Origin of the sequence: Gilliamella sp. B2717 (genome assembly GCF_026536675.1) — a bacterium.
GTDB classification, from domain to species: domain Bacteria; phylum Pseudomonadota; class Gammaproteobacteria; order Enterobacterales; family Orbaceae; genus Gilliamella; species Gilliamella apicola_I.
Genome location: NZ_JAFNNQ010000093.1, coordinates 62,175 through 75,089, shown reverse-complemented (window position 1 = coordinate 75,089; position 12,915 = coordinate 62,175). Strand labels below are relative to the sequence as shown.

Annotated in this window: 10 protein-coding genes and 1 pseudogene; 4 read left to right on the top strand and 7 right to left on the bottom strand. The window is 34.0% G+C overall.

The genetic code is table 11. The annotated features are described in order from the left end of the window. Positions 1 to 98 (top strand): annotated as a pseudogene (locus J3U35_RS09715) (elongation factor Tu); the annotation flags it as partial. A 130-nt stretch (positions 99 to 228) separates the two neighbouring features. On the opposite strand, the gene J3U35_RS09710 reads toward J3U35_RS09715, so the two are convergent. Then, on the bottom strand, positions 229 to 1,626 hold the full coding sequence (locus tag J3U35_RS09710) for an RtcB family protein (protein ID WP_267361035.1): 1,398 nt from the start codon (positions 1,624 to 1,626) through the stop codon (positions 229 to 231). A gap of 406 nt (positions 1,627 to 2,032) precedes the next feature. Between J3U35_RS09710 and J3U35_RS09705 the strand changes: the two genes are divergently transcribed. Together J3U35_RS09705 and J3U35_RS09700 are read left to right on the top strand one after the other, a co-directional pair. Beyond that, complete coding sequence (locus tag J3U35_RS09705; protein WP_220216080.1) at positions 2,033 to 3,895, top strand: ATP-binding protein; 1,863 nt, start codon at positions 2,033 to 2,035, stop codon at positions 3,893 to 3,895. Positions 3,896 to 3,937: 42 nt separating this feature from the next. Beyond that, on the top strand, positions 3,938 to 4,900 hold the full coding sequence (locus J3U35_RS09700) for a hypothetical protein (protein ID WP_220216081.1): 963 nt from the start codon (positions 3,938 to 3,940) through the stop codon (positions 4,898 to 4,900). Positions 4,901 to 4,904: 4 nt separating this feature from the next. Here J3U35_RS09700 and J3U35_RS09695 read toward each other — a convergent pair whose 3' ends face one another. The 6 genes from J3U35_RS09695 to treR form a co-directional block, all read right to left on the bottom strand. Beyond that, positions 4,905 to 5,609 carry a JAB domain-containing protein gene (locus J3U35_RS09695; RefSeq protein WP_267361032.1) on the bottom strand — a complete coding sequence of 235 codons (705 nt, stop codon included), beginning with the start codon at positions 5,607 to 5,609 and terminating at the stop codon, positions 4,905 to 4,907. 291 nt (positions 5,610 to 5,900) lie between these two features. Continuing rightward, a complete protein-coding gene (locus J3U35_RS09690; protein ID WP_220216083.1) occupies positions 5,901 to 6,347 on the bottom strand; it encodes a hypothetical protein in 447 nt (148 codons plus the stop codon). Further along, positions 6,334 to 7,164, bottom strand: coding sequence for a PAAR domain-containing protein (locus J3U35_RS09685; RefSeq protein ID WP_267361029.1), 831 nt, complete (start codon positions 7,162 to 7,164; stop codon positions 6,334 to 6,336). Before J3U35_RS09685 ends, J3U35_RS09690 begins: the two co-directional genes overlap by 14 nt. Before the next feature lie 629 nt (positions 7,165 to 7,793). Next, positions 7,794 to 9,467: an alpha,alpha-phosphotrehalase gene (treC, locus tag J3U35_RS09680; protein ID WP_267361027.1), complete on the bottom strand. Its 1,674-nt coding sequence runs from the start codon at positions 9,465 to 9,467 to the stop codon at positions 7,794 to 7,796. Between the two features lie 75 nt (positions 9,468 to 9,542). Further along, complete coding sequence (gene treB, locus J3U35_RS09675) at positions 9,543 to 10,970, bottom strand: PTS trehalose transporter subunit IIBC (protein ID WP_267361025.1); 1,428 nt, start codon at positions 10,968 to 10,970, stop codon at positions 9,543 to 9,545. Between the two features lie 173 nt (positions 10,971 to 11,143). Next, the gene (gene treR / locus J3U35_RS09670; RefSeq protein WP_267361023.1) at positions 11,144 to 12,112 is read right to left on the bottom strand and encodes a trehalose operon repressor TreR; all 969 of its coding nucleotides are present in this window, start codon (positions 12,110 to 12,112) and stop codon (positions 11,144 to 11,146) included. Positions 12,113 to 12,317: 205 nt separating this feature from the next. Here treR and J3U35_RS09665 point away from each other — a divergent pair, with 205 nt between their 5' ends. Beyond that, a complete protein-coding gene (locus J3U35_RS09665) occupies positions 12,318 to 12,866 on the top strand; it encodes a hypothetical protein (protein ID WP_267361021.1) in 549 nt (182 codons plus the stop codon). Positions 12,867 to 12,915: the final 49 nt, after the last annotated feature.

Below are 12,915 nucleotides of genomic sequence, written 5' to 3'. Positions count from 1 at the left end.
TAATTCACCCAATCGCGATGGCAGAAGGTTTACGTTTTGCGATTCGTGAAGGTGGTCGTACTGTTGGTGCGGGTGTTGTTGCTAAGGTTATTAAATAATTTAAAACCTTCTATCGCATCACCGATGCAAACAAGTAAGAAAGGCGTACATTGTGCGCCTTTTTTATTTAAAATATTAATACCACAATGCTAAACCACACTAGCCAAAGCTAGCATGGTTTTATCAAAATTATACTTTAAACGTAATCCACGGCTTAAGTTTAACCACTGTTTGAATCAAACCGGCGTTTTGTTGTGCTTCAATCACAGGTGTGATAGGTTTATAGGCTGTAGGGGCCTCTTCACGTAGGCGTTCTTCTTTTAAAGTAATACATTGCCATGGCAAATTAACCTTATCATATTCGACTTTTTTGCTACGCATAGCCTGTCGTCTTTCTGCTCGACCAGCACCGTGTGAACAAGACCATAACCAATCAGCATGGCCTTTACCCACTGCTACATAAGAGTGATCACCCATTGAGCCAGGGATTAAAGCTATCTGACCAGCATAAGCAGGTGTTGCCCCTTTACGATGAATATTCATCTCATGTTCAGGCAAAATGATATTGTGCGAAATGTCGACCACGAGTTGACTATCATCTTGATGAAAAATAGTTGCAAGTGATTTACGTATCAATTCGGTAATCACAATTCGATTAATCCAAGCATAACGGGCAGCAACGCCCATAGCTTGCAAATAGGCTAGTGCGTGACTATCTGTTAAACCAAACAATCCTGATTTTGGTTGCTTTTCATTAGTCGGCCATAAAGCTTTTGCTTTATCTTGCCAACGCTGACCAATGTAAAAACCAACATCACGCGATCCGGTATGAATCATGACGACGACACTATTTTTTTCAAGACCTAATTGATAAGCTAAATGTCGATCGATAATATCATCAACAATTTGTAACTCGACAAAATGATTACCAGATCCGACAGTACCTAAACTCGCTGGGCGGATAATATCGCGCTTTTCAAAAAAGGCTTCAGGTGCATACTGACTATCTGCCTTAATTAAATGATTACCCGATATTTTATCAAGCTCTGCTTGTAACCGTTCATAATTAACTGAATTCCACAAACCTTGCTGTGGTAATTCCGATAACCATGCTGCAAGACCTTGATCAAATAATGCTTGAAAAGATTGCGGTGTAACAGGTACATCGCGTTCATCTTGCAATAACACACGTTTTAATTGTGCGATAATTGTCGATTTTTGTTCACACACCTGATCAAAGCTTAAACCGGTGGTAAAAAGCCGCATACCGCAATTAATATCAGTACCAATTGCTGCAGGAATAATTAAATCCTGCGTAGTAGCAACAATACTACCAACAGGCGCAACCGCACCTGGATGAAAATCAGGTGTAGCACGAGCCATGCAAACTTTCCCTACACTATTAGGGACGTTCACTGATGCAAAGTTCAGAAGCTGTTCTACCGCTTTTTGCTCTAATGGCAATGGACTTGGTAACAAAATCTGAGCAGATGTATTTTCTTTATTTAAAGTATAAATATCATTATTAAAATGACTTTCAATCCCAAGACGGGACAAACGTTTTTGTAAACGAGAAAATGTAGACATAATAGCCACCTAGAAAACAATAAAAAAGCGTCTCCTCAAATTGAGAAGATAATTACTGTTTTCCTGCAGCAGCACTATTCAGGAAAGCGGGCGAATTCTATACCAAGTTTATGGGGTTGTAAAGTGACTCAGTATAATTTTTAAAGCCCAAAAGGGCATTTTCGGAAATTTAAAAAGATAAGTTATTTTTATTAAGATTGATTTATTCTTCCCAAATCAAACTACCCATGTTGGGTGCCAAAAAGATTGCCAACGTGATTGATGAAATCACAATGGCATACAAAGATATTGATGCAGTGATGACCGCATGAAAATTTTTATGATTATATTTTGAACGGTTGTTAATTGTTGTTTAATTACATTAAGGTTATTATGAACGCAAATTTAAGTAATGAAGATAATTCTAATGAAAATAAACGTCACAGGGTTTGCATCTCATTTTTATAAAAATGTTACAGTTAATGATGTTTTAAAAGAAGCCATAATGAATTCCATACAGGCAAATGCAACTAATATCAATATTAATCTCCAATTTGAGTATGAAAAAGCGTTAGATGGTGATACATCAAGTCGTGGTAATTTGCGTGAAATAATTATAGAAGATAATGGTGAAGGTTTAACCCAGAAAAATATTGATGCCTTTCTTGAGATAGCAACAGATCATAAGAAAAATATTGGAGGAAAAGGAATTGGGAGAATTTCATTTTTAAAAATAGCTTCAACTATTAACGTTGAAAGCATCTCAAATGAAAAAAAATATGTTGAATTTGATTTTACAGATAAGTTTGATGAGAAGAATATTAAAATAAGTGATTGTGATGCTCAAAATGCATACACAAAAATATATTTAAATAACTTAAATTTGAAACATCGTAAAACACAAGTTGCTTCTTGTGTTAATTTTGTGAAAGAAAAATTTAATTTAATGTTATTTTTAAAACAGCAAGAAACCAAAAAACATATTTCTATTAATTTCATGGTCAATAATAAGTTATATGATGAAATAAAAAGCAATGATATTCATTGTTTAAAGGAAACAGACCATGTAAATAATGGTTGCAAATTTACTGTATATGCATTTCAAAATAAAGAGAAACAGGGGATTAGAATATATTATTGTGCTAATAATATTCAAGTTAAACCAATAGTAATATCTGATAATTTTCGTACTCAATATATCTTTGCGATTACATCAGATTTCTTTGATGAACATGCCAACCCAGAGAGAACACAGTTTAACTTTCAATCTAATGATTATTTTACTCAAGCAGATATGTTATCTAATATCCCGAATAATAATTTTGAACAAGAATTAAAGCAAACATGCTTAAATATCGTTCATGAAAATGAGCCTAATCTAGAGGAGGAGAATAAAGCTAGACTAAAAAAATTAAAAGAAAGATATGGCTATATTAATTTGGATGGTATTGATGTTAATAATCTAAGTTTTAATGAAAAAGACATAATTGATGCATATAGAAATAAAATAAATCAAAAAGAAGATAGATTAGCAATGTTACTTGATCAGCCTAATATTTCGGCTGATGAATTAGTGATTGAAGTGGCTGAGCAAAATAAACATGAGCTTGCAAAATATATCTTTCATAGGGATTTAGTTGCTAAAAAAGGGCTGTCTTTGACTAATTCACAAGAAAATGAGGATGTTTTGCATAACTTATTTTTCCCACAGAAAACTAGCGTTGTAGTTGATGATAAAACTGAAAATAATAAAGATCACTTGTATCAAAATTGCGTATGGCTTTTGGATGATAAATTTATGTCTTATGCATACACAGCATCCGATATCACAATCAAAAAAATCAATGCAGAAATAGGTAATGATTCTAATTGTACATCAGAAAAAAGGCCTGACCTATTTATTTTGTACAATAGCCCTGAAGATAGTGAGTTGCTTAAAGATGTTGTGTTGATTGAATTTAAGAAAGGTAATATTGATTATAAAGAAAAAACCTCTGCAATCGATCAGATTGATGAATATAAAGAAACACTCAAAAAAATTGTTAGTAATATAAATAACTTTTATTGTTATATTATCTGTGATTTTAAAGCTGATGATGTAGATATTGAAAGAGTTATGAAAAATAGAGCATTTACTAAAGTTTTTAGTAATAACGGATGTATGTATTATGGTTATTTACCAGGTTCAATGACTCATGTAACCTTTGTCTCATCAAATAGCATTTTTGCTGATGCTGTTGCAAGGAATAAAACTTTTTTAAATATTTTAATAAATAATTCTATTAATTAAATCAATTTATTAGATCTAATTTCTTATAAAAAGGAATACAATATGTCTATTTTAGATAATGCTGTAGCATCTATTCAAATTGGAATTGAAGATTATGAGTGTATTGTAGATGATTCCCGCAGGATTCAATCATCAATTAGAAATATTTATGCAGGAGTTCTTCTTTTATTTAAATATAAATTACAGCAAATGAGCCCTGATGGTTCAGATGAAATACTTATTAAAACAAAAATTATCCCTCAGATAAATATTGAAACAGATGTTGTTTCATGGAAAGGTGTAGGTAAAAAAACGGTTGATGTGCAAGAAATAAAAGATCGATTTAAAGCACTAAATATTTCAATTAATCAAGATTATTTAAATTCATTGCAGAAAATTCGCAATGATATTGAGCATTATTATATACAAAAAAGTGAATCTCAAATAAAAGAAGCGATTACTAAGGCCTTTCATCTGATCATTAAATTTTGCCCTTATATTGAAACAGAACCGGTTGAGTTATTAGGTCAAGAATGCTGGAAAGTTATGCTAAATATTTCAAATATTTATGCTCAAGAAAGAAAGGAATGTTTAGATAATCTAAAAGCTGCTTTTTGGCGATATAGCCAAGTAAAAAGTGCTATTGATAAGTTGAGATGTCCAAAATGTGATTCAGAATTAATTAAAGTTGTTGATGATAACACAGTAGAAGATCCTGATTTTTTATGTAGGGGTTGCGGTGAAGAATCTTCATATCTGGAGGTTATAGGTTCATCAATTACTGATGCTTTATATGGTAACAGCCATTATAATATTGCTCAAGGTGGAGAACCAGAAACAGGCATTTGTCCTGAGTGTGGTAATGGTTCATTTTCTTTTGATGAGGGATTATGCTTGGCCTGTCATTATGAATTGGAATATATAACATGTATATATTGTGAGGAAGAATTATCCTTAGATGAACAAGAACTGGACGGATTATGCAGTTATTGTTCATATAAAAAAGATAAATGGGATAGAGAATAAAAAGTTATTTTGGTTTTCCCAAAATCCTCTTAACTTTTTTCGGAGTAACTTCCATTAATTTTGCAATAGTTTCAATATCAACACCTTTATTAAATAACGCATTTGCTAATGCCTTGGCTTGTGCAAGCGCTGCTTCTTTTTGTTCCTTTTCCGCTTTTGCTTTTTGTTGAGCTGTTTTCGTCTTATCCTTTTCAACCGCCAACTTCTCTTTAGCAATCAACTTTTCTTCCTTACGGATGCGTTCAACTACTTGATAAGTAGGGACATACTTTAGGCTTTGTTCTAACTCGTCCATCAGTTTAGTACTGCGGAAGCTGATATAGGATTTTGGGGTGATGATTAGGTGGTCGATTAGGTCGATATTTAGAATACGGCCAACTTGAATTAGGCGATCGGTGATATCTTTATCTGCTTCGGATGGCGTCAGCGTTCCTGACGGGTGATTATGAACTAATATCACGCGTGAGGCGTTTTTCATTACCGCAACACGAAATACATTCATCGGTTCAACATCGACCGATTTATAACTGCCAAGCGCAATCAGTTCGATATACAGGATATAACCAGCTTGATTCATGCCAATCATCCAAAGATGTTCTTTTTCTTGGTCGATTTGGTTATCACGCAATAACACACGTTGCATAATGCTGTAGACATCGTCTGTGCTTTCAATATAGCGTTTGTCATGCTTGGTTAATTTAATATCCATTTTATCACCTTGTAAAATCACTTAAAAAATAATATAGCATATTTTTCTTAGACTTAGCAGTAGTTAATTAATTTTGGTCATACCTATGATAACTATTTTATGTTTGCCTGATAGGTTCATCGTAAACTACAATAAAAATTATTTAGCATTTTAGTTTGGATTCTAATTTTACTAATTTTTATTATAATAACGCCTAAAATAACAGCGGATAATTCAATATCAACAATCCAATCTAATAAGTTCAACAGTTTAAAATAGTTGGGCGATTTCTTGACTAGTTCGGACAAATGATTATTGCTTTAAAGCAAGCTTACTTGATATTTTTTGTATCCCACCAATAGAATAATGACAGCATAATAAAATTGCCGGATAAATTATAAAATTAAGGGTGAAAAGTGATGTCACACACAAAACACCCATGATAAACTCAATATTAAACAATGATTTATCATAACCGCCACTCATAATTAATATATAGAGAACCGCTAATATAAAGTTAATCAGCACTCCAATAAGTACGCCATAAATTACTAATCCTGTAGGACGTTTTGTTTTTTTTAAAAGCACGATTGAAATAATAAAAAAACAAAAATAACACAAACCATAAAATATTAAATAATGTGATTCTGGTGGAAAACGATGATGTTTTCTTATAATTAAGGAATAACACCATTGGTAACTTATAAATGCTCCAATAACATTAAATATCAATATAATCATAATATTAATTGTTTTCACTAGTTTGTCCTTTTTTATCTTCAATTTCTTTTACTGCTTCTTCCAAAGAGCCTGGTAACAAATAAAGTTCTTGTAGACCATATTCATCTAAAACAGATGAAACGGCACGCGCACAATAAAAACCAATAAAAGTCGCATAATTACCATTAATAATTCTTTTTTCAATATTCAGCGCTTGCTCTCGTGTTAAAGTGATTTCACGTTGAGAAACATAATCACCATCTTCCTCATGGTATTTGATAAATTGTTCTATTGAAAAAGGGATGTCTCCATCATCATAAAAAGCTTCTGCTTGTCCTCGATATTGTCGCATGTAATCGCCATTGGGATCAAAAATTAAAGGAGTTTCACCTTTGATATGAATATAAAGTGCAGAATGTGTACCGAATTGTGTGAAATTGTCCCATCTTGTAGTAAATAAATAAGCCTCTACATCTTGCTGACTATTTTTTTCTACTTCATTGCTTAAATTATTATATAGGTCATTTTTTACAAAGGTATTTGTCATTGTAGCAAAATGACTACTTGGATTTTTTACACCAACAAATATAGTACTTTTTGTTGCTATAATCTTATTATAACCGACTGGAGAGCATTTACATGCAATCATACAACCATCATAAGCAGCAGGTTTACCCGCTACGATAAAATTATCAGCACCCTCTATAATTTTTCCAGTACTTTTACATTTAGGACAGTAGGCATAATCCCCAAGACAAGCTACACCTTCAATTGCACAAAAACTTTGATCCGATGCTGAAATGATTTTGCCACCAGTCGTAGTAGTATCACCTAGAACGGCTATCCGTTTACTCATAATGATTTATCTGTTGAATATTTAAACATATAATTGATTATATTGCATTAATTAACCGAATGGCAACACTATTTTATTGGGTTAATAGAGGATAAGAATAGGCGGTGTTAACAAACTATAGCTAAGTAGAGCGATGCAAACGTTACCATCTAGTATGGCTGACAGCAAAAAAAATAGCTAATTTTTAATTTTAAATCGCATGAAGGTTTAATTCTCCAAAAAGCAAACTATTACGGTATATACTCCTGAATTATTTTTGCAAAATTTATTCCAACAAATTAAAAAATATTGATATTCATCACTTATGCTAATTAATTACTGCTAAAGTGGGTATAGTTGACGTTCTGATAACCCGTTTTTTATAACAGGAAAGTTAGATTTACACATAAAAAGAGTATGATTAACCCATTATTTTACATGATTTTGATTAGCTATTGATTAACTAACATAACGGAATTGATGACCCATATGGACTATCCACAATTTTTGAGGAACAACATATTATGGCGTTTCAGTCAAGAAGCCAACACAAGTGTTGGCATTTTCTTACTACCTAATTCGCTCAACGATTTTTTAATTCAATAGAACAAAATTATTTAGCGTATATCTTAGTAACCTGATACAACCGTTTAACTATTTAGATTCAACCAATACATTGCCTCATAAGGTTGTAACACCATTTCTGGCTTTAATACAGTTTGGTTTTCATAATTAGCTAGCAATCTTTGCCAATGACGATTTTCAAACCCTTTAGGTAATTGCCATTTAACCGTATTTTCGGTCAGATTGGCTATCACAAGTAACGTTTGATTATTCCAATGTCTGACATAGCACCAACAATTAGCAATATCAGGCGTCAAATCTTGATAGTCACCGAAAATAAAGATCGGATACATTTTGCGTAATTTGATTAAGGTTTGATAGCAATAAAAGATTGAGTTAGGATCATTAAGCGCTGACTTAACATTGATTTTTGGATAATTGTTTGCCACCTCGATCCAAGGTTTACCTTGGCTAAATCCGGCATTGGTAGTATTATCCCATTGCATTGGCGTTCGGCTATTGTCGCGTGACTTACTGGCAAGAATCGCTAACATATCAGACTCTGACATACCTTCGGCAATTTTTTCTTGGTAGATGTTAAGACTTTCTACATCTTTGTATTGCGAAATATGAGTAAAATGGGGATTGGTCATCCCGATCTCTTCACCTTGATAAAGATATGGCGTGCCTTGTAATCCATAAAGAATCATCGCCAGCATTTTAGCTGATTCGCTGTGATATTGATCTTCATTACCTAAACGTGACACAATGCGAGGTTGATCGTGATTACACCAGAAAATTGCATTCCACGCTTTACCGTGCATACCCTTTTGCCAATAGCCAAGTATTTTTTTGAGTTCAAGTAAATCGGGCTTAGCCAGCGTCCATTTTTCCCCATTTGGATAATCAATTTTTAAATGATGAAAATTAAACGTCATGGTCAATTCTTTACTATCCAATGCGGCATATTTTTGACAGTTTTCTAATGTAGTGGATGACATTTCGCCCACTGTTTTTAAACCATTAGGTAGGAAAACATCTTGGCTTATCTCTTGCAAAAATTCGTGTATTTTCGGGCCGTCTGTATAATATCTTCGTCCGTCACCATTCACGTCATCCGGAAAATCCTGCTGTTTAGAGACCAAATTAATCACATCAAGCCTTAATGCATCGACGCCTTTATCCGCCCAAAATTGACAGACGTTTTTAATCTCTTGGCGAACAGTTGGATTTTCCCAATTGAGATCAGCTTGCTGTTTTGCGAACAGGTGTAAATAGTATTGTCCTGATTGCTCATGCCACTGCCAAGCATTACCGCCAAATTTTGACCGCCAATTGTTGGGTTCTGAACCGTTAGCTTTGGCATCTTTCCAAATATAAAACGATCGAAAAGGACTGGTTTTATCTAAGGCGGATTTAAACCATGGATGCTCTGTTGACGTGTGATTAAATACCATATCCATCATAATACGGATATCACGTTCATGCGCTTGCTTAACCAATAATTCAAAGTCTTCCATCGTGCCATAAGCCGGATCAATATCATAATAATCCGATACATCATAACCATTATCAACTTGCGGAGAGGGATAAATTGGCGTTAACCAAATCGCACTAATGCCCAGATTTTTAAGATAATCCAATCGGCTGATAATGCCTAATAAATCCCCCGTTGAACCAGTACCACTGGCTTGAAAACTTTTGGGATAGATTTGATAAATAGTTCCATTTTGCCACCAAGGGATTTCGTTCGTATTCATTGTTTGCTCTTAATTATTCATCTGTCATAAATTAACCGTTCCATAATAGAACGGTTAACGGTTATTAAATCATGTTTAGCGAATATCTAACGTACCTTTTTTCAATTTTATTTTATAAACAACTGATGTTAAAACAATAGGTACGACAATTGCCACAACCATGGCTAATGCATAAATTCCCCAATAAATCGGTTTTATGGATAAAATGCCAGGTAATCCACCCACACCTATACCATTAGATAATACACCATGTAAACCACAGATTAACCCAGCACTCGCCGCTCCAATCATGGCGCAGAACATTGGGAATTTATAGCGTAAGTTGATACCGTACATAGCTGGCTCAGTTACACCTAGGTAACCTGATATCGCAGCAGGTATGGAAACTTCGCGCTCATTATGTTTTTTACTGATTAGAATGATACCAACAACGGCTGAAGCTTGAGCAATATTGGATAAGGCAATAATTGGCCAAATCGGTGTACCACCCATACTGTGTGTCATCTGCATATCGATAGCTAATGTAGTATGGTGAATTCCAGTAATAACCAAAGGTGCATAGAAGAATCCAAAAATAGCCGAACCAATGAAGGCATAATCGCCCGTCATTAGGTATTTAACCACATAAGCAATACCATTGCCCAACATTCGTCCGATTGGTCCTAAAAGAAAATGCGCAAGTACAACGGCTAATAATATTGATACAATTGGTACAATCACTAAAGTTAGGTAATTAGGGACAATTCTACGTAATCGAGTTTCAATCCACCCTAACGCTAAACCGGCAAAAATTGACGGTATAACTTGTGCCTGATAACCAACTTTAGCAATAGTAAACCAACCAAAATCCCACACTTCGGGAATCTTTTTCCCTAGATCATAAGCAGTCATCAGTTGTGGGGAAACCAATGTTATCCCTAAAACAATCCCTAACACAGGGGAACCGCCCATTTTTTTGACTGTAGACCAGCATATGGCTACCGGTAGAAAGTTGAAAATCGCTTCACAAGGTAACCAAAGAAAACTATGAATAGGTACCAACCAAGTATAAGTGTCAGTAAGCGGTTTATCGTTTATAGTTGGCATGTCACCAATAACATTACGTAAGCCGAGTAATAATCCCCCTGCAATCAGTGCGGGTAATAATGGCACAAAAATTTCAGCTAAATTTGAAATTAAGCGTTCAAACCATGACATATTTTTTTTAGCTGCGGCTTTTGTTTGCTCTTTAGTCGCTTCATCAATATTTAATCGATCAATCAATAATTTGTAATAACTATCAACATCCGTTCCAATAATAACTTGAAACTGCCCAGCATTATTAAAACAACCTTTTACAAAAGGTAATCCCTCAATGGCTTTTATATCGGCTAATTTGGGATCAGACAGTGCAAATCTTAATCGTGTTAAACAGTGGGTAACACTCGCAATATTTTCTTTTCCACCCACACAATCAATCAATGCGGTTATCGATTCTGAGGTGATGTTAGGATCTTTAGCCATCTCCAAGTCTCCCTATCATAAATATTTAGCCGAATTAGCTATTAATACATTGGCTATGTTTGAATTAGGATTTAGCATAGATTGAAAAAGACAAACAATAAATGGGAACGTTCCCTATTTGTGATAGATCTCACATAATTAATAAAAAATATAATACTGTTAGATTGTTATTACTATTTATTAACAGCCAGTTGGCAAGGAATCGTCACCGTTTTAAGTTCCACCCCATTGGTTAACATTCGGAGTAATTCATGAGCGGTATAAGTTCCAGCTTTATCAAAACCTAACTCCACAGATAACGTTTGTGGAAAAAGGAAACGGAGCAATTCACTCTGCCCGATACTCGCAACAATGATATTTTTATATTGCTTTTCATGAAGATATTTATGTAAGCCTAAAGCAAGCGTTTCAGTCGCACAAACAATGGCAGAAGGTGATGATTTAATGACTGTTTGAGCAAGATGATAGCCTGATAGATAACTTAATTTTCCTAAACAAGCATTAGGCGTTATTTGATGAAGCTGACAAAAATCCAGATAAGCTTGATAACGTAGCGCACCGGTAGTTTGGTCTTGTTGTTCAATATCAATAAAAGCAATATTACGCTGTTTTTGCTGATGATATAAATGCTCAAGTAAGTGAGTTACTGCACCGATATCATCGTAACAAACACACATATGATTAGGGAATGAACGAGCAATAACCACACTCTTATTTTGCCAGAAAGACAATCCCCCCTTATCCAATCCTGTAAAGGCAAAAACTACCACACCGTCAGCCTGCTTATCTTTCAACATGGCTAAATGTTCTTCAACCTTTTCAACATTAAATTGGCTTTCCATAATAATCGGGTCATAGCCATGTTGATAAAATATTGGCAGCATGCTACTGACAGCTTGATTTTCAGACATCGAGTCGAGACGAGTGACAATAATACCAATCACTTTATTGCCATAACCTCGCATTGCTCTTGCAGATTTAGACGGCGTAAATTGATATTGTTCAATAATAGCATTGACTTTATTACGTGTCGCTTCCTTCACCATTGGGTCATGGTTAATTACTCTTGAAACCGTTGATTTGCTTACTCCGCTTAGTTTGGCAATATCTTTAATGGTTAAGTGGCTCGATGACTTGCTCATAATAATTTTGCTGAATAAAGATCAATAAAATTATAGTAATATAGTTTCAACAAAATTGCGATATGGTAGCTGTTTGGATGATATTAAAAATCATGAAATATTGGTATACCCGATTTAAGGTCAATGGTAGAATTAGATTAAAATTTAACAGGTCATTAGTAGTACTGTTTAACTCAATATCTAACCTTACGACAAGCTATTAAACATGAAAAAATTATATTTACTGTTAGGTTATATCTTATTTTTTGTCAGTTTATCCGGACACGCATCAAGTGATGTCACCCAAATAGCTACCGTTAAAGAACAATTTAAAACTGCTCTATTATGTCAATCAAAGCCTTTTGCCATCAAAGATAAAAAAATTATTGCTGAACTTGAAAAACAAAAAATTACCATAAAAAACAAACAACAAGATAAGATCACTGAAATCGAATACCATTTTGAGCAACCTATCAAAATCAAGAATGTATGGGTTAATATGATTCGTTATGAAAGCGATAATTTTGTCACATCTTTTTATGCTAAAGCCAAAGGTGATATGCACAAGTTCGCTAAATTGATTGGTGCTAACGCTATATTGCGTAGCTGTGAAGAACCCATTCCATTGAATGATACAGACATATACCGAAAAGATATTACCCCTATTACGGACAATAAACTTTACCCTGATACCATAATTATTGGTCAGGATAAAGACTCAAAGCCGAATGAATTTTATGTTATTTGTTCTAAAGTTGAGGCTAATGAACCATAATTCTTTGCTTAATCAATATTATCCTATTAATTTATTTATCTTATGTATG

Coding starts and splice junctions, on each gene's coding strand:
- treB (WP_267361025.1), bottom strand. CDS start 10,970: ATGGCTAAAGATCCTAACATCACCTCAGAATCGATAACCGCATTGATT.
- J3U35_RS09695 (WP_267361032.1), bottom strand. CDS start 5,609: ATGGATATTAAATTAACCAAGCATGACAAACGCTATATTGAAAGCACA.
- J3U35_RS09700 (WP_220216081.1), top strand. CDS start 3,938: ATGTCTATTTTAGATAATGCTGTAGCATCTATTCAAATTGGAATTGAA.
- J3U35_RS09665 (WP_267361021.1), top strand. CDS start 12,318: ATGAAAAAATTATATTTACTGTTAGGTTATATCTTATTTTTTGTCAGT.
- treR (WP_267361023.1), bottom strand. CDS start 12,112: ATGAGCAAGTCATCGAGCCACTTAACCATTAAAGATATTGCCAAACTA.
- J3U35_RS09710 (WP_267361035.1), bottom strand. CDS start 1,626: ATGTCTACATTTTCTCGTTTACAAAAACGTTTGTCCCGTCTTGGGATT.
- J3U35_RS09685 (WP_267361029.1), bottom strand. CDS start 7,164: ATGAGTAAACGGATAGCCGTTCTAGGTGATACTACTACGACTGGTGGC.
- treC (WP_267361027.1), bottom strand. CDS start 9,467: ATGAATACGAACGAAATCCCTTGGTGGCAAAATGGAACTATTTATCAA.
- J3U35_RS09705 (WP_220216080.1), top strand. CDS start 2,033: ATGAAAATAAACGTCACAGGGTTTGCATCTCATTTTTATAAAAATGTT.